Origin of the sequence: Mesorhizobium sp. WSM3864, assembly GCF_002294955.1 — a bacterium.
In the GTDB taxonomy this organism is placed as follows: Bacteria; Pseudomonadota; Alphaproteobacteria; order Rhizobiales; family Rhizobiaceae; genus Mesorhizobium.
The window spans coordinates 58838-85315 of sequence record NZ_NSGD01000006.1; the positions used below are offsets into that span (position 1 = coordinate 58838).

Here is a 26478-nt window from a genome sequence, read left to right on the forward strand (position 1 = left end):
CTACGTGGAAGGACCAATTTCTATTTGTCTGCGCGACGCAGTTTAACCACCCTCTGCGTACAAGTACGCATTTTGTCATTAACTCTTCTTCGAATTCGACATTGACGCGCGCTGCGGTAGAGTTAATAATATCCTAATATATAGGGTAGCGCGAATAATCTCCCGACCGGCAACAACGAGTTTCGGCGCTACTGGGGTAGGGGAAAAGCAACGCGGCGATCATCGCCGTCGTAGCCATCACCATCGAGTCACCACCTGTCTGTGAACCGCCTTGGGCTGGCCGTTCACGGCCGGACCGTCGGGTTGCGCCTGGTTGCATGGCACTCTGATCCTTTCCTCTCCCCGTCAGACTGGGCGCCGATTCGTCGGCATGGGGTAGTCAGCCGTCTCGGACGGCCAACGAGCAGGCGCGGAGCGCGTCTGCCAGGGGGATGAAAGATGGCCACGACCGTTGGCACGAGCAGCAACGACAATCTGGTTGGCGGCAGCGGAGATGACATTCTGTCCGGGGGCGCCGGAAGCGACCGTCTGAATGGCGGGTCTGGCGCCGACACGCTCGACGGGGGCAGCGGTTTCGATACAGTGCTTGGCGGCTCCGGCGCGGATAAGCTCATCTATCGAGCGTGGGAAAATCAGTACAAGATTGGCGGCCAGGTTTACGGCACGGGCACAACGACCGGGCAAACCACCTTTTCCGGCTACGATGTCTATGATGGCGGCAACGGAAGCGCCGCCAAAGGCACCGCCGAGATCGATACGCTTTTCATCTACCTGAGCAATGACCAGCTCAACAACTCCTCGTTTATGGCGACGCTTAACAGCGAGATCGCTCAGTTTCGCGCTTTTATCAGCGCAAATTCGAACACCAATACCGGCCAGGCGGGGCAGGCAGAATTCACCTTCACCAGCATCAATTTGAAAGTCTCCGCGATTGAGCAGGTTTTCGTCGCCCGTGACCCAGGCTCACCTGTCGGAATTGACGACACCAACGCCGCGGATCCGGTGCGCGAGGCCGGTGTCGGCCCGGGAAATACACCTGTAGCGGGCGATCCCACAGCCGCGGGCAACGTGCTGTCCAATGATACGGATGCGGACGATGGCCAGCCGTCCTTGGTTGTCTCGGCGGTCCGGACAGGTCCGGAATCCGGATCTGGAAATGGCGGGACCGTCGGATCTCCGTTGGTGGGCACCTATGGCTCACTGACCTTGAATGCGAACGGAACTTATACTTACACGCTCAACAACACCGATCCCGACACCAACGCTCTGGCGCAGGGCGCCACTGTTACCGAGGTGTTTACATACACCGTCCGTGACCCGCATGGGTTGACGGATACGGCGCAACTGACCATCACGCTGACCGGCACCAATGACGGGCCGGTGATCACGTCGGGCACGCAGGCCGGCTCGGTGACGGAGGACACGCAGCTGACGGCGACCGGCCAGGTGCAGGCGTCCGACGTCGACAACGGCGCCACCCAGACCTACTCGGGCAACGCCGCCGGCAGCTACGGCTCGTTCGCGGTCGACGCTTCGACCGGCGTCTGGACCTACACGCTGGACAATGCCGCGCACCAGAACCTCGCCCAGGGCGAGAGCCACGTCGAGATCTTCACGGTGACGGTCACCGACGACAAGGGCGCCACCACCACGCAGGACGTCACCGTCACCGTCACCGGCACCAATGACGGGCCGACCGCGGTCGCCGACCTGGCGACCACGGACGAGGACAATTCGGTCGTCATCCCGGTGCTCGCCAACGACACCGATCCGGACGCCACCGACACGCTGACCGTCACCGCCGCCTCGGTCTCGACCGGCCTCGGCAGCGCCTCCACCGACGGCACCACCGTCACCTACGATCCGGGCAGCGCCTACAACTACCTGGCGGTCGGCGAGAGCGCCGCCGTCACCATCGACTACGCCATCTCCGACGGCCACGGCGGCAGTTCCAACTCCACCGTCACCGTCACCGTCACCGGCACCAATGACGCGGCCGTGCTGGATCTCGATGCCAACAACTCGAGCCTGAAGACGGGGGCCGATTACCAGGCGACCTTCACCGAGAACGGTTCCGCGGTTGCCATTGCCGACACCGACGTCAGCATCACCGACCTCGACAACGCCAATGTCACCTCGGCCACGATAACCCTGACCAACGCGCAGGCCAGCGATCTCCTGGCCGTCAACGGCGGTCTGCCGGCCGGCATCACGGCGTCCAGCTACAACTCCGGAACGGGGGTGCTGACGCTCTCCGGCGCGGCGACGCTGGCCGCCTACCAGACGGCGCTGCACCAGATCGTGTTCAGCAACTCGGGCGACAATCCGAACACAACGGACCGCAACATAACGGTCGTGGTCAACGACGGTTCGACCAACAGCAACACGGCAATCTCGACCATCCATGTCACCGCGGCCAACGATGCGCCGGTGCTGGATCTGGATGCCAACAACTCGAGCCTGAAGACCGGGGCCGACTACCAGGCGACCTTCACCGAGAACGGTTCTGCCGTTGCCATTGCCGACACCGACGTCAGCATCACCGACGCCGACAGCACCAACGTCACCTCGGCGACGATCACCCTGACCAACGCGCAGGCCAGCGATCTCCTCGCCGTCAACGGCGCTCTGCCGGCCGGCATCACGGCCTCCAGCTACAACTCCGGAACCGGGGTGCTGACGCTCTCCGGCGCGGCGACGCTGGCCGCCTACCAGACGGCGCTGCACCAGATCGTGTTCAGCAACTCGAGTGACAATCCGAGCGCGACGGACCGCAACATAACGGTCGTGGTCAACGACGGTTCGACCAACAGCAACACGGCAATCTCGACCATCCACGTCACCGCGGTCAACGATGCGCCTGTGGCGCAGGGTGATGTCTACTCCGTGGCGAGCGGCGGCGCACTTCACATTGTCGCGGGGGGCACGCCTGACGGCGTGCTTGCCAATGATACCGATGTGGATAGCGCGATTACAGCGGTCCTCGATACAGGACCTGCGCACGGCACTCTCACTCTAAACGCCAACGGCAGCTTCGATTACACTCCGACATCAGGCTATGTCGGCACAGACACTTTCACTTACCATGCAAGTGACGGATCCGCTTCGAGCAATGTAGTTACGGTGTCGATCGCGGTAACGGCTGGATCTTCCAGTGGACATATTATTGACTTTGGATCGGCTCAGGACACTGCCGACTTCTCGAAAGCCACGTTTGATAACAACCCGACAACAGGAGGCGCCTGGTCTGTCTATATGGGCGGCAGTCAAGACAATCTTACGACTGCATGGAATCATCTCAACGGGACAACATCGTACTTTGCCGACACTGTACCAGTTGGAACGCCAGGGAACCCCAATGACAGTGTGACCCTGCTTTTCTCTGCGGCTCAACTAGAATCAATTATGGCGGACGCCACCTATGGCGCGCGTTTGCAAACATATATGGACGGAACCATCAGCAACAGCGACGCACTTGACCTTTCTGGGTCGGCTTGGAACGCCAAAGTGGCAGGTTTTGGCATGGCCCAATTGGCGGTGGCTGCCGCGAATGGGGCAGTGATCAAGTATACGGCCATCGGCACAGCCGATGCGAACCTTCCAGATATATTCACGACAAACTTGACTGGCAACAGCGCTGACAACACGATCGTTGGCACTAATGTCGGCCAAACCATCGGCGCCCTCGACGGCAACGCAAATGGAAACGGCAACGACATTCTCGTGGGCCTCGACGGCGACGATACACTGCTCGGCGGCGCCGGCTCGGACCTGCTGCTCGGCGGCGCCAACAACGACACACTGACCGGCGGAACAGGCGCTGACATCCTGTCCGGCGGAGCTGGTGCTGACGTGTTCGCATACACTGCCACCGCCCAGTCATCTGGCACGAATATCGACACCATGATCGATTTCACGGCAGGTACCGACAAAATCAAGCTGTCGAACACGATCGACGCGAACACGAACGCCGGAGGGACTCAGAATTTCACCACTGTCACCAACACGAGTAGTCCAGGCGCGGCCCAAAACAACAACGTGTGGTGGTTCTACAACGCTGCCACCGACGAAACGATCGTCAGAGCAGACACAAACGGCAATGTCGGGACTGTCGAATTCGAGGTTCACCTGTCTGGAAATATCGCACTCACGGCGACCGATTTCGTCCTCAATACCGCTCCGGCCGGCGTCGCAGGGTCTTCAATCAATCTCGGCTTGCCCGCTCTACCGCTAGCGGACGGTCAGTCCGCCAGTGTCCTTGTCAAGGATGTACCCTCGGGATGGAGGCTCGATGGTGGAACGGAAAATGGCGACGGCACCTGGACCATAGAGACAACCGATGTGAAATCGCTGACGGTTACCTCGCCAGCCGATTTCACCGGCGCCATCACGTTGAACATCATCGAGACCTGGACGGGAGCGGACGGCAACACGATTACCCAGTTCATCGCCGACAACGTCGAGGCCTACGCGCCAGGTTCGCCGATCTTTGCCTGGTCGGGCGACGACGTGCTCACCGGCTCGAGCGGCAACGATCTCTTCGTCTTCTCGCAGCCGATCGGCAACGATACCGTGCACAGCTTCGATGCTGCCGCCGACCAGATCGACCTCATCGGCTACTCCGGCTTCCAGAGCTTCGCCGACGTCCAGGCGCATACCGCGGACAACGCCAGCGGCAATGCGGTGATCACGCTCGCCGACGGCCAGTCGATCACGCTGGAAGGCGTGCACTCCTCCGCGCTCGGCGCCGGCAATTTCGTCTTCGACCAGACTCCGGTAGTCAACAACGCCGGCACCATGACGATTGGCGACGGCGCCCTGCTGCCGCTGAGCGGCACGGTCAACAACAGCGGCATCATTGCGCTGAACTCGACCGGCGCCGAGACCCTGCTGCAGATCATCCAGCATGGCGTGACCCTTGAGGGCGGCGGGCAGGTCGTCCTGTCCGACAGCGCGGCCAACGTCATCTCCGGCACCGGCCCGGACGTTACGCTCGTCAATGTCGACAACACGATCTCGGGTGCCGGCCAACTGGGCGATGGCATGCTCGGCCTCGACAACAAGGGCACCATCATCGCCTCTGGCAGCAATGCCCTGGTCATCGACACCGGCGGCAGCATCGTCATCAACTCCGGCACGCTCGAAGCGACCGGTTCGGGCGGCCTGGTCGTCGCCGGCGGACTGGCGAATTCCGGCATGCTCTCGGCCAATGGCGGCAACATTGTCATCCACGGCGAAGTCACCGGCGACGGCGATGCCACGATCGGCAACCTGTCGAAGCTGGAATTCGGCTCAGCTTCGTCGACGGATGTCACCTTTGCGCAGAGTGCGGCCGGCACGCTGGAGCTTGATGACTCCTTCGACTACAGCGGACGGATCAGCGGCATCACCAACGACGACAAGCTGGACCTCAACGACATCCTGTTCGGTGCCGGAACGACGGTCAGCTACCAGGCGAGCCAGGGTGGCAGTGGCGGCACGTTGACGGTCTCGGACGGCGTGCACAATACCACGCTGCATTTGCTTGGCACCTACGATGCGAGCGGCTTCAGGCTCGCCGATGACGGCGAGGGCCATACGGTCGTGACCTACAATCCGGCGGAGTTCACGCTGACGGGCATCGGCAGCGGATCGAGCGAGCTCGTATGAACAATAGGCAGGCCGCCGGCAGCGGCGGCTCGCCTGACCCTCTGACGCAATGACCAGACGTGTATCGAGTGGGGCTCTGGAATTGAACGGCAAGCCTAAAATCGTCAGGGAAGCGCTTCGCGCCTGCCGCCGCTATTTCCTGTTTGCGGCGGTGTTCAGCCTGGCGATCAACCTGCTTTACCTCGCGTCGCCGCTCTACATGCTGCAGATCTACGACCGGGTGGTCACCAGCGGCAGCGAGACGACGCTGGTGATGCTGACGCTGGTGCTGCTTGCGGCGTTCCTGGCGCTCGCCGGTCTGGACCTCGTGCGCGCCGCGATCCTGACGCGTGCCAGCGCCCGGCTCGACCGGCTGCTTTCGGCCAGGATCCTGGCGGCTTCCGTCGAGACCCCGTCGCAGGGTGCCTCGCCAAGCCAGCCGATCCGCGATTTCGACACCTTCCGGCAGGTGATCACCGGCAGCGGCATCCATGCCCTGTTCGACCTGCCCTGGTCGCCGATCTATATCGGCATCATCTTCCTCCTGCATCCCTGGCTCGGCTTCTTCGCGTTGGGCTCCTCGCTGCTTCTCATCGCCATGGCGGTGCTCAACGAATATATCGTGCGGGCGCCGCTGAAGCAGGCCAACGACCTTGCCACGGCCAACTACAATTTCACCGAAATGAGCCTCAGGAACGCGGAAGTCATCCGCGCCATGGGCATGATCGACGGCCTCGTCCGGCGCTGGGGGCGCGATCGCGGCCTGGCGCTCGGCCAGCAGGGGCGGGCGAGCGACCGGGCAGCGGTCATGTCCGGGCTGATCCGCTTCCTGCGCCTCACCATGCAGTCGCTGATCCTCGGCCTCGGCGCCTATCTGGTGATCGAGCGGCAGATCACCGGCGGCTCGATGTTTGCGGCCAGCCTGCTGCTGGGCAGGGGGCTGCAGCCGGTCGAGCAGATCGTCGGCCTCTGGCGCAGCCTGATCCTGGCGCGGGCCGCCCTTGGCAGGGTCGAGAGGCTGCTGGACGGCGGCGCGCAGGGCGAACGCTCGTTCAACCTGCCGAAGCCCACCGGCAAGGTCGCCGTCGAGCAGTTGAGCTTCGCCATTCCCAGCCTGCAGAAGGTGCTGCTGCGCGATGTGTCGTTCCGGCTCGAGGCAGGCGAGGCGCTCGGCATCGTCGGCCCTTCCGGCGCCGGCAAGTCGACGCTGGCGCGTCACCTCGCCGGCATCATGCAGCCAAGCCGCGGCACGGTCAGGCTCGATGGCGCCGACATGACGCAGTGGGGAAGGGAGGCGCTCGGCGACCATATCGGCTACCTGCCGCAGGACATCGAGCTGTTTTCAGACACGGTGGCCGCCAATATCGGCCGCTTCAAGACCGATGTCGACCGCGAGGTGATCGAGGCGGCACGGCTCGCCGGCGTGCATGAGATGATCATCCGGCTGCCGCAAGGCTACGAGACGCAGATCGGCGAGGGCGGGGCGGTGCTGTCCGGCGGCTACCGGCAGCGCATCGCGCTTGCCCGCGCCGTCTTCGGCCTGCCGAACCTCATCGTGCTCGACGAGCCGAGCTCCAATCTCGATGCCGACGGAGACCGCGCCCTGGCCGAATGCGCGCTGGAGCTGAAGCGTCGCGGCAGCACGGTGATCATCGTCTCGCACCGGCCCTCGACTTTGGCCAATGTCGACAAGATCCTGCTCTTGCGGGATGGCGCGGTCGAAGCCTTCGGCATGAGAAACGAGATCGTGGCGCTGCTCAACCAGCGCGCGGCACCGATTACGGTGGCGGCCCAATGACCGATATCGCCGCTACCTATCGCAGCCTCTCCGGCACCGAAGATGCGGGCGCCAACGCGGATTCGATCCGGGCACCGGTGTGGATCGGCCTGCTCATCATCGCCGCCTTCTTCGGCGTGTTCGGCGGCTGGGCCGCGGTCGCGCCGCTCAATGGCGCGGTGCTTGCCGATGCGGTGGTGAAGGTCGAGGGCAACCGCAAGAGCGTCCAGCATTTCGACGGCGGCACGGTGAAGGAAATCCGGGTCAAGGACGGGGACATCGTCAAGGCCGGCGATGTGCTGGTGCTGCTCGACGACACCCGCGCCCGGTCCGAATTCAACCTCTATTCCCAGCAATATGCGCTGCTGCGCGCCACCGATGCCCGCATCCGCGCCGAGCTGGACGGCCATGAGGCGGTTGCCTTCCCGAACGACATCACCGCCGAGCACCAGGCCTATCTGCAGGACGCCATGGCCAACCAGATTGCCGACCTCGAGAGCCAGCGCGCCTCGATGGCCGGCGCCAGGCAGATCCTGCAGAAGCGCATCGCCGAACTCGACGAGCAGATCGATGGCAAGCAGGCGCGCGTCGAGTCCTTCCGCGCGCAGCTCAAGTCGACGATCGACGAAAAGGCGAGCCTCAACAAGCTGCTGAAGGCGGGGCTGACGACGAAGCCGCGCATCCTGGAGCTCGACCGCTCGGCCTCCGACCTGCAGGGCCTGATCGACCAGGCGCTCGGCGAGATCGCCGGAAATCGCCAGAGCAAGGCCGAACTCGAAAGCCAGATCGCGCAGCTCACCAACGAGCGTCGCGCAAAACTTTCGGCCATGCTGATCGAAACCCAGTCGAACCTTGCCGATCTGGTGCCGAAGATGTTTGCCGCACAGGCCACGGTGGACCGCGCCGAAGTGCGCGCGCCCTATGACGGCCAGGTGATGGACTTGACCGTCTTTTCGACCGGCGCGATCGTCGCGCCCGGCCAGACCATTTTGGATATCGTGCCGACCAGGAATTCGCTGATTGTTCAAGCGCAGGTCAAGGTCGAGGACATATCCAGCCTGCGCGCCGACATGACGGCCGAGGTCCGCTTCACCTCGTACAAGCAGCGCACGACGCCGGTCATCCACGGCCGCGTCACCCGCGTCTCGGCGGACCGCGTCACCGATGCCAAGACCGGCTTTCCCTATTACGTTGCCGACGTGGCGGTGAATCAGCAGGAACTCGCCGCCGCGCCGCAGATCCAGCTCTATCCCGGCATGCCGGCGCAGGTCATGATCGTCACCGAGGAACGCACCGCGCTGGATTACATTCTGGGGCCGCTGACCACGTCGCTCCATACGGCCTTCCGGCAGAAGTGAGGGAACTGCCCGTCAAGGGGTAGCGCAAGCATTGGACGGCTGCAGTCCAAGCATTGCGGCGGTGCCGGCGGTCGATTCCCATTTCCCCACTAGCCCTACCTTGGCTGCTCAGCATAATCTCGCGCCCGTTTCCAACCCCTGAGTCCGCATGAGCAATCTCCTCTTCACCCGCGTTCCTTTCAATCCGGTCTCGCTCGGGCTTGTCTGCAACTTCATCGCTCACTATCCGCCATTCGACGGCTATGAATTCGGCCAGATGGTGAAGTCGCTTCGCTACCAGCTCGAGCAGCAGACGCATCTGATCGGCTCGATCGACGATGCAATCGTTGCCTATTTGGGATGGATCGTGACCAGCAGCGAAATTGCTGAGGCGTGGGTCGCGAACAATGGTCCGCTCAATTCCGATCCCAGTGGCAACTCCGTTGCCGCTACGATAATGGTGACGCGCTCATCCTCGCACATCCTGCCCTTGATCAAAGAGGCGAAGCTGCTCAATCTCGACAAATCCGTCTACTGGAAGCGCGACTTCATCGATGCGCGCGGCTCCATGAAGCGCGCCGTCCGCAAGCGGGACGCGTGATGGACAAGGTAGTGTCCATTGAGGCGCTGACCCAGGAAATCCTCATCCGCCTTGGCGACCGCTATGCGTCGATGTTCGTGCGCATCTGGCAGCCGGCAGCCCAGCCGCGCGGCACCGTTTTTTGTCTGCACGGGTTCACCGGCAATGGAGCCGATTTCGACTATCTGGCGGCCTTCCTCTGCCGCAACGGCTATTTGGTAATTTGCCCTGACCTGCTCGGCCGTGGGCGCAGCGCCTATCTGGGGTCGGGTTACGACATCGAAGTCTATTCGAGGTGCTTGCGGGCGCTCGGTCAATTTGCCGGCAAGGAGAACCATTTCGTCGGCACATCGTGGGGCGGTTTGATCCTGATTCTGTTCCTGTACGCGAACCGGGGCCGCGTCGATAAGATTGTCCTCAATGATGTCCCAATGATCGGCGGACCGAGAGTCGACGCGCTGCGGCGAGAGGTGATCCAGGAAAGCACGCTCATTTTCGAGACGCGCGCTGCAGCGAGGGAATATCTTCGCGCCTCAAAGCCGAGCATGGTGCAGGTCGAACAGCCGGTTTTGGACCGTTTCATCGACAATAGAATTGCTGCAGGTCCGGGCGGCTTTCGATTTGGGTTCGATCCCGCCACGACCGGAAATTTCGAGGCGATGACGGGGCGCGAGTATGACCTGTTCCCAATGATGGCCAAGCTCGACGCCCGCGTGATGCTCATGTACAGCCGCGAGAGTGAGTTCGTTGAGAGGAAGGCCTTGGAACGAGCTCGTCGCGCCCGCCCTGATCTCTGTCTCGTCGACAATATTGATGCCGGCAACTCCCCGTCGCTGATGACGCCTGATCAGCTTTTCCTGATCCTCGGCTTTCTCTCGGCAGCTTGAGCGAGGTCTACCCTGGCGAAACCACAAATGCACTTCGAGGAGGCATATAGCAGGCTCCTTTCGACAGCTTTCGACCGACATGGTTCGTCGAGCAATCCGGCCAGGGTCTTGATCTGCACAACGCCGCGGACAGCCGGCCATACCTATTGTATGGTCATGCGGTATCTCGGGCTCGGCCTGCCCACCGAATACTTCCAGTGGCAATTTGCGGTGCCGCTCATGCGTCGCTGGACTGATGACGATACGATCGACGTCCTGGCACTTGATCGCCTGGCGGCCTCATACGGAAGGCAGCTTCTGGACAAGCGCTCGGTGAACGGCGTGTTTGCAGCCAAGCTGTTTGTCGGGAACCTGAATTTTGCCCGCCGCGCGGTCGGCGATGACGATGCCAACTCGTTTTATGTCTTCCTGAGCCGGCGGAACAAGTTTGATCAGACCGTCAGCCTGCTTTCGTTGCTCTATACCGGGCAACCATTCGATGGCGGAGAAACGCTGCCAGGAATCCCGGCGTTGACAACCATAAGCCAGAAGGCCGTCCTCGACACAGTGCGACACATTGCGGACTGCGAGGTAAGGTGGCGGAGCTACCTTTCGAGGATCGATGCGGCGAGGATAGTCCATGTCGCCTATGAGGACTTTGTCGCCAGTCCATATGACAATGTCCGGGCGACAATGCGAAACTGGTTTCCGGCCCACGACCTGGATATCGCTCCCGTGGCCGAAAGTCGGCGCTATGGCAATGATGCGGCCGTAAAAACAATCATCGCAAGGCAATTCGGAGGCTTAATCCGGGAGCTTTGGCGCGACATGCCTGTCGGGGCGGATCAGAGCCCCTCAGCGCCTTGATACCGTTACCGACATGCCGCTCGCCGGGCGCAGCGCCAGTGCATAGTCGAAGCGGATAATATCGTCGGCACGGGCGAATTCGAATTGCCGCACCGCCGCGCGAACCGCCTGCTCCACTTCAAGGCGGCCGAGGCGCGCGCCTCCGCACATGCGCGGTCCGGTCAGAAAGGGGATGAAGGCGCGCCGGTCGAAACTGTTGTCGATGAACTCCTTGCGACTGGCATCGAAGGTCCGCGGATTTTCCCAGAAATCGGGATGCTGGTGCACGCCGACGACAGAAAGCATGACAAGCTGTCCGGCGCGCAATGCCGTGCCATCCAGAATGGTGTCGGAGCTCACTTCGCGCGTCAGGAATGGAATGGGCGGAAAATACCGCATCGTCTCATTGATGAAGCAGTCGGTAAATGGCGTCTGCGGCCCGTCGCCCAAGATTTCATCATGGATGCGCTCCTGCACTTTCTGGTTTGCGCCGAGCCTGTCGACCACCCACAGCACCGTCGTCACGGTGGTCTCGACGCCGGCGAAGAGGTTCATTACGAACTCCTCGATCGGGGAAAAGCTTTCGATCCCTCGGGCTTTCTCGGCGAAGCGCCCCATCTCGGCCGCCGCCCGAGGCTCTGCCATCAGTTGCGAGCCGAAATCCGCAATGACGGCGCGGGCATCCTGGATGGCACTGTTTCGTTCGTCATTGCTCGGCGTGACCCAGGAATAGTACTGGAGACGACGCAGTACCTCACGCACCCGGTCAAGCAGCACCGCCGTGGGGCGGGCATCAGCAGCAAGCCCGAACGCTTGGTAGAAGATTTTCATGGCGCCCGCGAAGAGGGCTTGTTGGATGCCGACAAGCGAGGGCTCGGAGCCGGCAAGACAGTCGCTGAAGATCTCGTATACGCCTGCCTCGTGGGCGGGCTTGGCGGCAGTGAGATAGCGGTCCTGCGTGATCGCGCGCCTTGTCGCCCACTCCTCGTCATTAGTGTTGAAGCGGCTGAAGCCGAGCGCCGAGATCAGCGAGAAGTTCTTGCGGAACAGGGTTGCGGCTTTGACGATCTTGTCGACGCTGTCCGGATGGTCGAATACGACGAGGTTGCCGATCTCCTTGGGACCAGCACCTTCCCGGTCATCTTGTCCGCTTTGTGCGAACAGGTTGTAGACGAGATTGTTGAGCATGCCTTCGATTTGCGTGGGATTGCTCACTCTACCTCCATGCCGGAACGCCCCACGACTGCGGCGTCCCTCCCAACCGGGCGATGTGCGCTATTGTTGCAAAGACGTGACAGTGACGCCGTAAAGTTGTTGGCGTCCCGCAGCGGGGAATATGCCTTTATGAACTTGTCTGCAATAACACGCGGGCTGGATTCTGGGTGGGGATTGAAATGCATTCGCAGGGCAAGGGTAAACTTTTGGCGACGATGGCGGCATCGGCTGCCTCGGCGACAACTATGGGCATGGCCACGGCTCACGCTACAGAGACGCAGCCGTCGGACCAGACCGTCATCGATTCGCGCATCAAGATGTCGTTCGAAGGTTCGTACTTCTGGAACAATGTCCATAAGGACGACAAGCTCAGCAGCGACAAGCTCGGCAACAGCAACGGCGACATCTCCGGGTCGGTCTCATTAACCAAGCAGATTTCCTCGGACTTGGATTGGCGTCTTGCCGGCGCTTTCCATATCGGCAAGGACCGGTCGGTCATCCTTGGTGAAGGACCAGTGACTGATCCAGACGGTATTTTGAGCCTTGGCTACGGCGACGGTTACACTTTCCAGGCTTTCGATTTCGACGTCGGCAAGCACGTGAAGGTTCAGCAGGCCGATATCCGCTTCTTCGGCGGCCTGCGGCTCGTGCATTCCGACGAAACGGTATTCGACGTGTCCAGCACATTCACGCCGACCAATCCTGCCGACAAGGGGGGCTCCGCCGACAAGATGGGCACGTCCGAATACTGGGGCATCGGTCCCCGGGCCGGTGCGGAGGCTTACTACCCTGTCGGCGAGAACTGGGGCCTGACGGGTGCCGTTTCGGGTGCCATCATGTGGGGCCGCCGCATCGACCGCGTCGGTCTCAATCTCTCGCAAACAAATCCGGACGCGCACGCTTCCGAGACGCTGTTCAGTCAGGGCTCGAGCGAAACGGTCTCGAACCTGGATGCATCGCTCGGCTTGAGCTGGACGCCGATAGCAAACACCACATTCACCGCAGGCTACAAGATCGAAGCGTGGCACAACCTGCTTGTGAACGCAGACCACGAAAATCAGGTTTTCCAAGGCCCGTTCCTGCGCCTCGAAGTAAAGATGTGATCGCAGTCGGTTGACTAAGGTGACTTCGGATACAGGTTTTGAGTCGAAGTTCGCATCGAACGGCAAAATAAAGCTACATTACGTTGCGGCGGGCTCAGGCCCGCCGATCGTTTTTCTCCATGGGTTTCCCGATCATGGTCTCGGTTGGCGCAGGCAACTGGAAGCTCTGTGCGGCAACTTCAGGGTGCTGGCGCCGGATTTGCGCGGTTTTGGGCGAAGCGACGCTCCGCGGGGACACGCCCACTACGCCCTGCTGCCGAACCTTGTGGAGGACGTCCTGTCCGTGCTCGTGGCGGAGCAACTTTCCCAAGCCTCGATCGTCGGTCATGACTGGGGTGGAACCATAGCATGGTGGCTGGCCATGCGTGTTCCGCAGGCTGTACGCCATCTGGTTGTTCTGGCTACGCCTCACCCCCGGAACTATCTCCGTGCCATCGTCGATCCGGCCAACGCCCGATATTTCGCCTATATGCGCCTCTTCCAGGAAGTTGGTGCGGCCGCCTTGCCGGCGCCTGACGAGCTTGCCGCATGGGTTGCCGACGAGAGCGACCGGCAGGCGCTCTCGGCGTCGCTCCGACATTCCGATCCCGAGGCTATGCTGGGCTACTACAGGGCCAATATTCCGCTCGGCAGGGTGCCGGATATTGGCCATTTGCCATTAGTCAAGGCGCCGACGCTGGTGATGTTCGGCGCCCAAGACCCCTATGTTCCTGCCAGCGCTTTCGATGGTACGTTCCGCGAGGTCGACAACGTCACATCGCTGCTGGCGCTGCCTGGTGCGGGGCATTTCATCCATCACCAGGCCGCTGCCTTCGTCACCCGCGAGATCGAAGGCTGGGTGTCGCGGCCACCGTCGAGCTTCCGCAGTCTGGCTTAGAGCCACCCGCCGCCGAGCTCCTCGACATATCCCGGCATGATCGCGTCGGTCCGACGGGATCTTGGCGCCATGTCTCGTATTCGGCGGTCATTCCGAATCAGCCTACTCCGGCGCTCTTTAGACCTCGGATAGGTTTTGCCGGTATTTGTCGGAAAAAACGGAGCCGGAAAATCATGACCGAGATCTGGCACTCACTGCTGGCCAATCTTGCGCTGGTCTCCATCCTTATCGTCGCCTGGGACCTTGTGGCGGATTTCACCGGGCGTCTCTCGCGGCGGGCACAGTCGCTGCTTTTGGGCGTGGTCATGTGCGCGGGCGCGGTCATTTCCATGGCGACGGCCTTGTCCGTCTCTGGCTTCATCGTCGACCTGCGTGCCGCGTTTATCGGCGCGGCCGCGTTCTTCGGCGGATGGCCGGCGATGTTCATCGCCGCTGCCGGCTCCATCGCCTATCGTCTTCATCTGGGCGGTCAGGGCGCCGAAGTCGGCGTCATGAGCATCCTGATCACCGCCGTCGTCGGCCTGGCCTGGCACCACATCGTCGCGGTCCGTTCGCGCACCATGTTCGACATACTCGGCCTCGGCCTATCAGTCGCGCTGGCCGGGCTCATCACGCTTCTGGTCATTCCCTCGCAGGTCGTGACCGGCTTCGTGCAGCAGAGCACGTTGCCGTCGCTCCTGTTCCGCTTCCTGAGCACCTTCATCATTGCCGTGCTGGTCGACCGGCAGCAGCGGCGACGCGATCTCGCCATGTCCAACATGATATTCCGTGCCATGGTTCGCGAGCTGCCGGATAGTCTCAACGTGAAGGATGCTCGGGGGCGCTTCATCGCGGCCAATCCAGCCACCGCCGAACTGGTGCGCGCCGCCTCCGTCGAGGACCTCATCGGCAAGACGGATTTCGATTTCTATCCCAAGGACGTGGCCGAGCGCTTCAGGCAGGATGAAATGGGCGCGCTGGAGGCTGGGCAGACGTTGCGCATCGATCAGCCCGCGCTCCTGCCTGACGGCAGGCAGGGCTGGCTTTACACGCTGAAAGCGCCGTTCCGCGACGAGGCCGGCAAGATCGTCGGCGTCATCACCTACAATCGCGACATCACCGAGCAGAAGCGAAACGCCCAGCTCAAGAACGACTTCATTTCCACGGTCAGCCACGAATTGCGAACGCCGCTGACATCCATCCGCGGCTCGCTTGGCCTGATCGCAGCCGGCGTCGCGGGCGAGCTGCCGCCCAAGGCCGCCAACCTCGTCAACATCGCCCACAACAACAGCGAAAGGCTGGTTCTTCTCATCAACGACATTCTCGACATGGAGAAGATCGAGTCGGGCGTCATCACCTTCAAGATCAAGCAGATGCCCGTGCGTGCGGTCTTGGAGCAGGCCATCGCCGCCAGTTCCAATTACATGGCCGAGAGCGGGATCCGCATCGTCCTGGTCGACGATGCTCCGCGCGCCGAAGCCAATATCGACCCCGATCGCCTGCACCAGGTGATGGCGAACTTGCTGTCGAACGCGATCAAGTTCTCCGATCCCTGCGGCACTGTCATGGTGAAGCTCCAGCGTCGCGAGCGCGACATGCTGCGCATCTCCGTTATCGATGAAGGCGCCGGCATCCCGGAAGCGTTCCGCAGCCGCATATTCGGCAAGTTCGAGCAGGCGGATGCCTCCAGCACCCGCAAGAAGGGGGGCACCGGACTGGGCCTGAGCATCGTCAAGACCATCGTCGAGAAGCTCGGCGGCGCCGTGTCCTTCGAAAGCGAGGAAGGCAAGGGAACCTCGTTTCACGTCGATCTTGCCGAAGCGCAGAGAAGTGTCGAGAAGCCGGTTTTGGTCGAGCGCCGGTCGCGAAAGCGCGATGGCCGCCTGCGCGTCCTCATCTGCGAGGACGAGCCCGACATCGCTGCGGTGATCGCGGCACTTCTCGACGCCGACGGCTTTTCCAGCGATGTCGCCCCCGATATCGGTACCGCAAAAGCGCTCCTGAACTCCCGCGACTATGTGGCGCTGACGCTCGACATCAAGCTGGCCGGAGAATCCGGCATCAAGCTCTTCCACGACATCAGGGTCTCACCGGTGAATTCCGAGATTTCGGTCATCGTCATCTCCGCCATCGCCGACGAAGCCAGGCGCTCGCTGAACGGAACCGCCATCGGCATCGTCGACTGGCTGGAGAAGCCGGTGGATTCGGCGCGCCTTCACGCCGCTCTCGCCAAGATCCTCGCCAGCAAGGTCGAGCGGAGGCCGAGGATCCTCCACGTCGAGGACGACGAGGGCGTCCTTGCCGTGATGTCAGCTGGCTTGGGTCCAGGCGTCTTGATCGCTTCCGCCAAAACGCTGCAGGAGGCGCGGAAGGCGGTCGCAAAGCATCGCTTCGACCTGGTCATCCTGGACATACTGCTTCCCGACGGATCGGGACTGGATCTGCTCATCGATCTGCCGCTGGAAACCCAAGTCATCGTGTTCTCGGCGGCCGAGTTGGATCAGAACCTCGGTGACCGGGTGCAGGCGATGATGACCAAGACCAAGGCGTCGGAGATCGATGTCGCCAGGCTGGTCAGGAGCATGTTGGTCTCATCGCTCGATAGCGCCAGATCCGCCTCCAGTGCCAATGAGTGATGATTATGCCGGCAAGGATCCTCTATGTGGATGACGAGGACGACATCCGCGAAATCGCCCAGATGTCGCTGGAACTCGAGCCGGAATTCGAGGTGCGGTCCAGCGCCTCGGGCATCGCAGCGCTGACCGATGCCGCCGATTGGCGCCCTGACCTCATCCTGCTCGACGTGATGATGCCGGACATGGACGGGCCGGAAACACTGAGGCGCCTGGCCGATTCGCCGCTGACGGCCGCGATTCCGGTGGCGTTCATCACGGCGCGCACCCAGACGCATGAGGTGGAGCGTTATCTCGCCATGGGAGCCGTGGGAGTGATCGCCAAGCCGTTCGACCCGCTGGCGCTTGCGGGCGAGGTGAGAAGGCTGCTTTCGGGCCGTCTCGGCCCGGTTTAGCCGGCGAGAAAGCCGCGCAAAAGATGCCTGTCGGCAAAGTCGGTTTTGCGTTTGCCGCTCCTATACCATGGCCCAATATTCATCTAGTGATTGTGTCGAAATGCGGCCGCCGCGAATCGGCTTTATCTAAGATCGCGCGGCGTCATCACTCCGGGGGGCGACGGAACCGGAGCAGGACTGGTGGTGGATGGAGCGAAGGCAAGAGTTCTGATCTGCGATGATGATCCCTTGTTGCTCGAGCTGATGGAATTCAGGCTGAGGGCGAAGGGATACGAGGTCATCAAAGCGGTGGACGGCGCCGAGGCGCTGGCGAAGGCGGAGCAGGACGGCCCCGACATCATCGTGCTCGACGCGATGATGCCCAAGGCCGACGGCATCGAGGTGCTGGCGCGCATCAAGGGCGACCCGGTGCTGTCGAAGACTCCGGTGGTGATGCTGACCGCGCGCAAGGCCGAGAAGGACATCGTTTCGGCGCTTGAGAAGGGCGCCGACGATTATCTGGTGAAGCCGTTCATTCCCGAGGAGCTACTGGCCCGGCTGGCGCGTCTCATCGCCCGCAAGGGCGGGAAGCGCTGATGCGGCGCGGCCGGCGCTCAGCCTTTGCCGCATGCCTGATCCTGGCGGTCGCCGCCGCTCCCGGCGCGGCGCTGGCGCAGACTGTCGACGAGCTCTACGCATCCGGCGTCAAGGCCAGGCAGGCGCAGCATTTCGACGAGGCCGCCGATCTTTTCCGGCGCGCGCTGGCGTTGAAAGCTGACAGTGCCGACGCTCTTGTGCAGCTTGGCTTCGCCGAGCTCGGCCGCAACGATCTGCCGGCGGCGCGCGACGCCTTTTCCAGGGCGCTTGCCCTTGCCCCGGCCTATCGCGATGCGAGCTTCGGCATGGCCCAGGTCGAATTCCGCTCCGGCAATCTGGATGCGGCGCTGCCGCTCGCCGAGAAGGTCGCTGAGGCAGAGCCCGGCAATGCCGACGCGGCAGCGCTTCTAGAGAACATCCGCAAGGCCAAGCAGGCCAGCCAGGCGAAGCCGGTTCCGGCTGCCGCGGCGCCGGCGAAGAAGCCGCCCCACCGGCGGCCTGATCCCGTCGCCATCCAGTTGGAGCAGGGCAGGCGGTTGCGGGCGGCGGGAAAGCTGCCCGAGGCCGAGACCGCCTATCGCCGCGCGCTCAAGCTGTCGCCCAGGAACACCGACACCCTGGTCACGCTCGGCCTCGTTGTCGGCTCCAGCCAGCGCTTCGACGAGGCCGGGCGGTTCTTCGACCGGGCGCTTGCGATCAGGCCCGGCCTTCTCGACGCGCGGCTGGGCAAGGTCCGCCTGGCGATCTGGCAGGGCGACGCGCCGCGCGCCCGCGCCCTGGTCGACGATGTGCTGGCCTCGGCGCCGGACAATGTCGAGGCTCTCAGCCTTGATGCCAGAATCGCCTTGCTCGAGGCCGACTACAAGCGGGCCGGGCAATCCTTGCAGCGCGCGCTGGCGCTCGATCCGCGCAATGCCGAGGCGCTGGTCGGGCTCGGCGACGTGCGCCGCGCCGAGGGCGACGACGAGGCCGCGCGGCAGGCTTACGGCCAGGCGCTCGCCATCGAGCCGGGTTCCGCCGATATCGAGCAAAGGCTGGCCGTGCCGCCGCCGCGCAAATGGCGGCTCGACCTCGGCAGCGAGGTGAGCGATCTCACCGACGGGCTTGGCGACTGGACCGACAGTTCGGCCGGCCTTTCCTATCGGCTATCGCCCCAAACGACGATCTCCGGCCGCACGCGGCTCGCCACCCGCTTCGGCAACACCGACGTCCAGATCGAGGGCCGCGTCGACCAGGCCTTCTCGCCGGCCTTCTCCGCCTATGCGCTGGCCGCTGCGACGCCGGATGCCGACTTTCTGGCGCGGTATTCGATCGGGGCCGGCGCTTCGTGGCAGGTCGTGGCGCCGGCGAAGGTCTTCGGCCCGCTTTCGCTCAACGTCGACGCCCGCTACGACAATTTCGCCGACGCCGACGTCACCAGCATCCAGCCCTGGCTGCAGGGCTATCTCCTCGACGGCCGTCTGGGGCTTTCCGCCCGCTGGGTGCATGCTAAGGACGATATCGGCACGCGCGCGGACGGCTATGTGCTTCGCGCCGACCTCGCGGTGACGCCGCATGTCAATCTCTTCGGCGGCTATGCCGACGCCCCCGAAATCTCCGACGGCACGCTGGTGCCGACCCGCACCGTCTTTGGCGGCTTCTCCGTCGACGTCAGCGATCCGCTGACGCTGCGCGCCAGCATCGCGCATGAACAACGCCTTACATTCGACCGAAGCATATTCGGGCTCGGGCTGACCGCGCGGTTCTGACCATGTGGTACGTCTGGAATCTCTCCCTACTGCTCAGCGCGCTCTCCCTCGTGATCATGCTGTTTTTGATCGCGCGCCGTTTGCTGCGGGAGCGCCGGGACAGCGCCAGAGCCGGACAGCGGCGGCAGCTTCTGACGGCGCTGATCGCCTTCACCGAAGACCGCGACCGCCAGACGTTGAATACGGCCATTCTTTCGGTGCCGCCGGGCGTGGCGATCGAGGCCGGCTTCGAGTTCGTTTCGCTGCTGCGCGGCGAGGAACGTGACGATGTCCTTGTCGCCTTCAACGAATGCGGCCTACCGGCCCTCGTCGGCAGGCAGCTGGAACGGGGCAATGTGGCCGAACGCATCCACGCGGCCGAGATGCTGGCGGCGCTGGGGTCGCAGAATGCGACGGCTAGCCTGCTTTCGGCGCTGGACCAGGACCGCTCGCGCGAAGTCAGGATCGCCGCCGCCATCGCGCTTTGCGATCTCGGCAGCCTGCCCCTGCTCGGCGTGGCGCTGGACAAGATAGGCGTGGCGGGACAGCGCTCGCGGCGCCTGATCGAACTGTTCAGGCGCTTTCCGCGCACGCGCTTCAACGAGCTTGCGATCCATGCATCGCGCGTCGACGCCGTGCCCTTCATCAGGGCGGCCGCGATCGACGCGCTCGCCCGCGCCGGCGGTTTCGGCTTTGCCGCCTTCTTCGCCGGCTTGGTCGGCGATGCCTCGCCCGAGGTTGTCGCCGCGGCGCTGCGCGCGCTGGGCCTCACCGGACACGCCGATGCGCCGGCGATCCTGACGAGCGCGATGGCAAACGACGACTGGGACGTGCGCGCCGCCGCCGCCGAGTCCGCGGGACGCCTTGGCCTTCCCGAACTTGCCCCGCCGCTGTCCAGGCTGCTGGACGACGAGGTCTGGAACGTGCGCTATGCCGCCGCCAACGCGCTGCGCTCCTTTGGCCAGCCGGGCGAGCGGCTGCTGCGCCAAATCGCCGACAGCGAGGTCTCGCGCAGCCAGCGCACCGCCTCGCTCATTCTTGCCGAGGGGCCGGCCGCATGATTGCCGAGTGGAGCGACGAGATCGTCCTTTCCGCCACCATCCTGTCCTGGTTCATCATCGCGGCGGGGCTGGCGCAGACGACAATCTATCTGCTGCAGCTCGTCCTCGCCGGCTATGCGCTGTCCAAGCGCCCGCCGGTGGCGCGCTCGGCGCTGCTCTGGCAGCGCTACGGCGAGGTCGCGCCGCCGATCGCGCTTCTGGTGCCGGCCTATAATGAGGAAGTGAATGTGGTGGAGAGCGTCCATTCCATGCTGGCGCTCGAATATCCGAATTTCGAGGTCATCGTCATCAATGACGGCTCGAAGGACCAGACCTTGCAGCGCCTGATCGAGGGCTTCAAGCTGGTGAAGTTCCACCGTCCCTACGAGGACGCGCTGGCGCACAAGCCGATCCGCGGCCTCTATTCCTCGCCGATGACCGAGCGGCTGTTCGTGATCGACAAGGAGAATGGCGGCAAGGCGGACGCGCAGAATGCCGGCATCAATGTCTGCCGCGCGCCGCTCTTTTGTGTGATCGACGGCGATTCCATCCTCGAGCCCGATGCGCTGATGCGCGCCGCCCAGCCCTTCATCGACGATCCCGAGCGCACCATCGCGGTGGGCGGCACGATCCGCATCGCCAACGGCTCGAAGATCGAGGCCGGCACGGTGCGCGAGGTGCATCTGCCGCGCCGCCTGCTGCCGCTCTTCCAGGTGGTCGAATATCTGCGCGCCTTCCTGATGGCCAGGCTTGCCTGGAGCAGCGTCAACACGCTGATGCTGGTTTCCGGCGCCTTCGGCATGTTCCGCCGTGCCGAAGTGGTGGCGGTGGGCGGCTTCACCAAGGGCTCGATGGGCGAGGACCTCGACCTTGTGATCAAGCTGCACCGCCACATGCGCGACAAGAAGCGCAAATACCGCGTTCAGTTCATTCCCGAGCCGGTGTGCTGGACCGAGGCGCCGGAAACGCTGAGCGTTCTGGCGAGGCAGCGCACGCGCTGGCAGCGCGGAGCGCTCGAATGCTTCTTCCGCTACCGCGCCATGTTCCTCAACCCGCGTTATGGCCGCGTCGGCTTCCTCGGCTTCGGCCACATCTTCATCGTCGACGTTTTGGGGCCGGTGGCGGAGGTGCTGGGCTATATCCTGATCCCCGCCTTCTGGCTGCTCGGCATCCTGTCGGCCGAATATCTCCTGGCCTTCACCTCGCTGATCTTCACCTATGGCGTCTGCGTCAGCGTCTGCTCGCTCATCCTGGAGGAGGCCGAGCTGCAGCGCTTTCCGCGCGCCAGGGATCTCGCCGTGCTGACGGCGGCCGCCGTGATCGAGAATTTCGGCTACCGCCAGCTCAACAATTTCTGGCGCGTGAAGGGCTGCTGGCAGTTCTTGCGCGGCGACCAGGGCTGGGGCGAGATGACCAGGACCGGCCTCGGCGCCGCGAAGAAGTGAGCCGGGCTGGCGGCGTCAGGCCAGCGTCCGCTCGATCTCCGCGATTAAGGCATCGAGCGCCGCGCGGACATCGACGCCATCCGCCTGCTCGATGAGCAGCGTCTCCAGCTCTGACGCGCGCACGCTGATCTCCGCAAAGCCGAAAGTGCCGGCCGCGCCGGCGAGCGAATGGGCAAGCTTGGTCAGGTCGGAGCCGGGCAGCGTCTCGCGCGCCGCCTGCAGCTCCGCGAGCTGACCGGCGCAGCGGGTGAGGAAACGTTGGCGCAGGGGGGCGAAGGGATCGGTTGAGATGGAGATTCTCCCGAGAATGAGGAGATATTGAAACAGAAAGCGGGGCGAAGCGGAATGGCGAATGGGGCTACTTATCGCTCATCTGTCGCCTTGCTTGGCTGCGTCACCGGCCCCGCCGGTTACGCTGCGTTTAGCGCCGCCGTATAAGGAAGGGGATCCGGAGGGCAGCACGCCGATGTTGGACAATTACGAGGTGGACCGATTTGGCGTGATCCACCAGATCGACTTCACGCCGATCAAATACGACAAGCAATATATTTCCTATTACGAGGACCTGAGCGACCGGACGATCAAGCTCGGATATCAGCGGCTTGGCTGGGTGCTGGGGTTGACCGGCGCGATCCCCCGCTCGGTGCTGGAAATTGGATACGGCACCGGCACGTTCATCGAAGCCGCGAAGATAACCGGGGTCGCCGATTGCGCCGGCTACGATATCGCCGAGTTCCCGCTCCCCGCGGGGGTCCGCTTTGTCGGTTGGGACGAGGCGCTGGCCAGTTCCTGGGATCTGGTCGCCATGTTCGACGTGCTCGAACACATCCCGGATCTGGGTTTCCTCGACCGCCTGCAGACCCGGCACCTGGCCGTCGCCGTCCCGTACTGCCGCTGGCGCGAGCTCGGCGCCGACGGCGACGCCTGGTTCCGAAGCTGGCGTATGCGTCTCCCCAACGAGCATTTGCACCACTTCGACCGCGACTCGCTGGTCACACTGCTCGCCCACAGCGGCTTCGACTGCGTGACGCTGAACTGGTTCGAGGACGGCATCAGGCTGCGGCCCGGCGAAGCCGGCCCGAACATTCTGTCCGGCTTCTTCAGCAAGCGATAGGGCAATTTCGCCCGCGCGCGAGGGCAGGGCCGGGCGAGGGGGCCGCGCTCATGCGCGATGGCCTTCAGCTCCGCCAGCAGCCCAAGACCGTCGGGCCAAAGCAACAAAGGAGCAGTCTGGGCGTTCTGATCAGCCGCTTGCGGAGCAGCCGAAGACATGACCATGCCGCAAATCCTATCGTTCGCCGTCACCTTCGTGATGATGGCAGCGTTCGTATGGGGTCGCTATCGCTATGATCTCGTCGCTGCCGCGGCACTGTTGCTCGCCCTCGCCGTTGGGATTGTGCCCTTTGACAAAGCCTTCAGCGGGTTTAGCGACGATATCGTGATCATTGTCGGCAGCGCTCTGCTGGTGAGCGCAGGCATAGCCCGATCGGGCATCATGGAACTCGCCATCGCGCGCTTTGCTCCCAAATTGTCGGGAGTTCGCTCGCAACTGGCGCTCCTGGTGATCGTGGTGACGTGCCTGTCTGCCTTCGTCAAGAATATAGGCGCGCTGGCGATCATGATCCCGATCGCCTTTCAGTTCGCCCGCCGGTCCGGCACCTCGCCATCGATATTTCTGATGCCCATGGCGTTCGGATCGTTGCTCGGCGGTCTCATGACGCAGGTGGGCACTTCCCCGAACATCGTTGTCTCCCGGGTGCGAGAGCAGTTGACCGGAACGGCGTTCACAATGTTCGACTTCGCGCCTGTTGGAGCGGCCGTCGCCGCCGCCGGAATGATCTTTCTGCTGTCTTTCTATTGGCTGTTGCCGGTGCGCGAAAAGCTCGGCGGGGCGCTGAATGAAGCCCTCGACATCAAGGATTACCTCACCGAGGCGCGCGTTGTCGGCGATTCCACCGTGCTCGGGAAAACCGTCGCCGACGTCATGAAGCTTGCCGGCGGCGACGCCGTCGTGACGTCGATCCTGCGCAATCGCACGATGCGGATGACGCCGCTGCCCGATGCTGTCCTTAAGGTGAACGACATCCTGTTGCTCGAAGGCGACCCGGCGGCGCTGGATCGCCTTGTCTCGCAAGGCAAGCTCAGCGTCACGGGCGATCGGGTGAATGAAGAGGTCACCACCAGCGAGATGGTCGCGATCGAGGCCGTCATTGGCGAAAGCTCGCCCTTGATCGGCTGGACCGCCAAGCGACTTGCCCTCTACGATCGCTTCAACGTCAACCTCCTGGCTGTCAGCCGTCGCGGCCAGCGCCTCGACCGCAGGCTCGCCAAGGTCGAGCTAAGGCTCGGCGACGTCGTCGTGTTGCAGGGCAATGCAACCACAATGCCCGAGACACTGCGCGGACTAGGCTGCCTGCCGCTGGCGGAAAGGCCCATCCTTCTTGGCAGCGTGCGCAAGGGTATCGTGCCCGTGGTAATCCTCGCCCTTGCCATGCTCACGACTGCCGTGGGTCTGCTCCCTGTTCCCGTCGCTTTCTTTGCGGCCGCGGTCGGGATAGTGCTTTTCAAGGTCATCCCGCTCCGCGACGTCTACCAATCGCTGGATGGCCCAATCCTCGTGATGCTCGCCGTTCTCATCCCGGTGAGCGATTCGCTGCGCACCACGGGGGCAACCGCACTGGTCGCCGCGGAGCTTGCCAGGTTCGGGACCATTCTTCCGGCGCCCGGCGCACTGACGCTCATCCTCGTTGCCGCCATGGCCGTGACGCCATTCCTCAACAATGCCGCCACCGTGCTTGTCATGGCGCCCGTCGCTTCGGAATTCGCCGCCGATCTGGGCTACAGGCCGGAAGCCTTTCTGATGGCTGTCGCCATTGGCGCCGGCTGCGACTTCCTCACGCCGATCGGGCACCAATGCAACACCCTTGTCATGGGCCCGGGAGGCTATCGTTTCAGCGACTATCCGCGGCTGGGGCTGCCGCTGTCGTTCCTTGTCGTCATTGTTGCCGTGCCGATGCTGGCGATCGTCTGGCCAATGAACTGACAGGCCACGAAGGGATGCGAACGATCTCGCTCTAGCAGGCTGCCGGGAAGTTCACCGCAAATTGCTCTTTGGAAACAGCACGCGATCGGGTTCTGCATTCATTCGCGCCAGCATTTCCTTGATCAAGCGTGTCTTGGTGCGTCCCGCTTCCTTCGGCGGCACCAGGTAGCGCACGATGGCTTCGAGCCAGGTATTTTCGCTGACGCGAAAATGCACCACCGGATGCTCCTTCACTTGCAGCTCGTCCACCGGCGTTTTCGACAGGATGTCCTTATAGACCTTCACCTTCTGGCTCATGATGTCGCCGATCTGCTCGTCCACGACCTCTCGCATGGTTTTCGCCACGAATTCCAGGTCGCTGTCGTAGGCGAGCTGGAACTTGATTTCGTTCCAGACATAGGGAAACAGCGGCCAGGAATAGTTGAAGACCGGCGTGTCGAACACGGTGGAGTTCGGGAACTTGATGACGCGTCCGCTCGGATGATCGGTCCAAAGATGCTCGCCGCCGAATTCCCATAACGTCGTGTCGAGATAGCTGACGTCGATGACGTCGCCATGGGCATCGCCGATGCGGATCCGGTCGCCGACGCGATAGGGCGCCCGGGCCAGTATATAGATCCAGGCGATGAAACTGGAGATCGGCATCTGCAGCGCGAAGCCGAGAGTCAGTGAAATCAGGCCGAGCGAAACGACGGCGGCGTACCAGTTCACGAACAGAACCGAGATGGCCACGAAGACGACGGCGACCACGACGACCAATCGAAAAATTCGTTTCAGGTTGAACCGCGAAACGCGATTGGGAATTCGGCCGATGAGAAAGACTTCGATGATATTCGCCACGGTCAGCATGACGAAAATGAGAACGCCGCCCCAGACATAGTTCAGCACGCGGACGCGCAAAGGCGCGTCAAGCCATTCCATGCGCCAATTGATGAGAAGCTGGACGGCAAAGAGCAGCAAGGCAGCGGCCGCGAAGCCGGCCGTCCACCAGAGGTCTTCTTTTCGAAAGCTGAAGCGGAATTTTTCCTCGGGCTTTTTCGCCTGCTGCTGGATCGTTTTCGGATCAGCAGTCTGCTGTGCGGCCCGTTCGAGCCGGGAAAGGTTCTCCTGTTCCTTGTCGCGCCGTTCCATCGATTCGCCATCCGATGTCGCATCAACATCGAGCAGCGCCTAATCGTTCCGCGACAGTGGCATTGGGATGAGGCGCTCGCGGCGCGTGAGACCGCGTCGCCATGCTCGACGTGCTCGAACCGGATCTGAGTGTCCTCGGCCGCCTTAAGACCCGTCACCTGGCCGCCGCCGTCCCTTGTTGCCGCTGGCGCGAGCTTGGCGCCGACGGCGACGCGTGGGCGGCCCGGCGGAGCGGGCCCGGCCATTCTGTTTAGGAAGCGATAGGCGAGTCTATGTTCGC

19 protein-coding genes are annotated in these 26478 nt (G+C 63.1%); 16 read left to right on the forward strand and 3 right to left on the reverse strand.

Features of this window, described 5'->3' with window-relative positions; genetic code table 11:
* Positions 1–438 precede the first annotated feature (438 nt).
* From CK215_RS15025 to CK215_RS15050, 6 genes are all read left to right on the forward strand, one after another.
* Positions 439–5649 (forward strand): Ig-like domain-containing protein, encoded by a 5211-nt coding sequence (locus CK215_RS15025; RefSeq protein WP_141245478.1) that lies wholly within the window; start codon positions 439–441, stop codon positions 5647–5649.
* Positions 5650–5731: 82 nt separating this feature from the next.
* The gene (locus CK215_RS15030) at positions 5732–7426 is read left to right on the forward strand and encodes a type I secretion system permease/ATPase (protein WP_095831378.1); all 1695 of its coding nucleotides are present in this window, start codon (positions 5732–5734) and stop codon (positions 7424–7426) included.
* The gene (locus CK215_RS15035; protein ID WP_095831379.1) at positions 7423–8763 is read left to right on the forward strand and encodes an HlyD family type I secretion periplasmic adaptor subunit; all 1341 of its coding nucleotides are present in this window, start codon (positions 7423–7425) and stop codon (positions 8761–8763) included. Before CK215_RS15030 ends, CK215_RS15035 begins: the two co-directional genes overlap by 4 nt.
* A gap of 148 nt (positions 8764–8911) precedes the next feature.
* Positions 8912–9343, forward strand: coding sequence for a hypothetical protein (locus CK215_RS15040; RefSeq protein WP_095779982.1), 432 nt, complete (start codon positions 8912–8914; stop codon positions 9341–9343).
* Positions 9343–10209: an alpha/beta hydrolase gene (locus CK215_RS15045; RefSeq protein ID WP_095831380.1), complete on the forward strand. Its 867-nt coding sequence runs from the start codon at positions 9343–9345 to the stop codon at positions 10207–10209. Before CK215_RS15040 ends, CK215_RS15045 begins: the two co-directional genes overlap by 1 nt.
* A gap of 27 nt (positions 10210–10236) precedes the next feature.
* Positions 10237–11055 carry a hypothetical protein gene (locus tag CK215_RS15050; RefSeq protein WP_141245479.1) on the forward strand — a complete coding sequence of 273 codons (819 nt, stop codon included), beginning with the start codon at positions 10237–10239 and terminating at the stop codon, positions 11053–11055.
* Here the strand turns inward: CK215_RS15050 and CK215_RS15055 are convergent.
* On the reverse strand, positions 11044–12249 hold the full coding sequence (locus tag CK215_RS15055; protein ID WP_095831382.1) for a cytochrome P450: 1206 nt from the start codon (positions 12247–12249) through the stop codon (positions 11044–11046). The genes CK215_RS15050 and CK215_RS15055 overlap by 12 nt on opposite strands.
* A gap of 179 nt (positions 12250–12428) precedes the next feature.
* On the opposite strand from CK215_RS15055, the gene CK215_RS15060 reads away from it, so the two are divergent.
* The 8 genes from CK215_RS15060 (at position 12429) to CK215_RS15095 (ending at position 22024) form a co-directional block, all read left to right on the forward strand.
* Positions 12429–13352, forward strand: a complete 924-nt coding sequence (locus CK215_RS15060) for an Lpg1974 family pore-forming outer membrane protein (protein ID WP_095831383.1) — start codon at positions 12429–12431, stop codon at positions 13350–13352.
* Between the two features lie 19 nt (positions 13353–13371).
* A complete protein-coding gene (locus tag CK215_RS15065; protein WP_170950309.1) occupies positions 13372–14229 on the forward strand; it encodes an alpha/beta hydrolase in 858 nt (285 codons plus the stop codon).
* Positions 14230–14402: 173 nt separating this feature from the next.
* Positions 14403–16844 (forward strand): ATP-binding protein, encoded by a 2442-nt coding sequence (locus tag CK215_RS15070; protein WP_095831385.1) that lies wholly within the window; start codon positions 14403–14405, stop codon positions 16842–16844.
* Between the two features lie 5 nt (positions 16845–16849).
* Positions 16850–17236: a response regulator gene (locus tag CK215_RS15075; protein WP_095831504.1), complete on the forward strand. Its 387-nt coding sequence runs from the start codon at positions 16850–16852 to the stop codon at positions 17234–17236.
* 183 nt (positions 17237–17419) lie between these two features.
* On the forward strand, positions 17420–17812 hold the full coding sequence (locus CK215_RS15080; protein WP_067000929.1) for a response regulator: 393 nt from the start codon (positions 17420–17422) through the stop codon (positions 17810–17812).
* A complete protein-coding gene (locus CK215_RS15085) occupies positions 17812–19560 on the forward strand; it encodes a YaiO family outer membrane beta-barrel protein (protein ID WP_095831386.1) in 1749 nt (582 codons plus the stop codon). The genes CK215_RS15080 and CK215_RS15085 overlap by 1 nt, the downstream gene beginning before the upstream one ends.
* Positions 19561–19562: 2 nt before the next feature.
* The gene (locus CK215_RS15090) at positions 19563–20600 is read left to right on the forward strand and encodes a HEAT repeat domain-containing protein (protein ID WP_095831387.1); all 1038 of its coding nucleotides are present in this window, start codon (positions 19563–19565) and stop codon (positions 20598–20600) included.
* Positions 20597–22024, forward strand: coding sequence for a glycosyltransferase family 2 protein (locus CK215_RS15095; protein ID WP_170950310.1), 1428 nt, complete (start codon positions 20597–20599; stop codon positions 22022–22024). Before CK215_RS15090 ends, CK215_RS15095 begins: the two co-directional genes overlap by 4 nt.
* A 15-nt stretch (positions 22025–22039) precedes the next feature.
* Here CK215_RS15095 and CK215_RS31780 read toward each other — a convergent pair whose 3' ends face one another.
* A complete protein-coding gene (locus tag CK215_RS31780) occupies positions 22040–22390 on the reverse strand; it encodes an Hpt domain-containing protein (protein WP_170950317.1) in 351 nt (116 codons plus the stop codon).
* Positions 22391–22409: 19 nt separating this feature from the next.
* Here CK215_RS31780 and CK215_RS15105 point away from each other — a divergent pair, with 19 nt between their 5' ends.
* Together CK215_RS15105 and CK215_RS15110 are read left to right on the forward strand one after the other, a co-directional pair.
* Positions 22410–23138, forward strand: a complete 729-nt coding sequence (locus CK215_RS15105; RefSeq protein ID WP_245418689.1) for a class I SAM-dependent methyltransferase — start codon at positions 22410–22412, stop codon at positions 23136–23138.
* 156 nt (positions 23139–23294) lie between these two features.
* Entirely contained in the window at positions 23295–25067 is a 1773-nt protein-coding gene (locus CK215_RS15110) for an SLC13 family permease (RefSeq protein ID WP_095831389.1), read from the forward strand.
* Between the two features lie 51 nt (positions 25068–25118).
* On the opposite strand, the gene CK215_RS15115 is transcribed toward CK215_RS15110, so the two are convergent.
* Complete coding sequence (locus CK215_RS15115; protein ID WP_095831390.1) at positions 25119–26198, reverse strand: mechanosensitive ion channel family protein; 1080 nt, start codon at positions 26196–26198, stop codon at positions 25119–25121.
* Between the last annotated feature and the right edge of the window lie 280 nt (positions 26199–26478).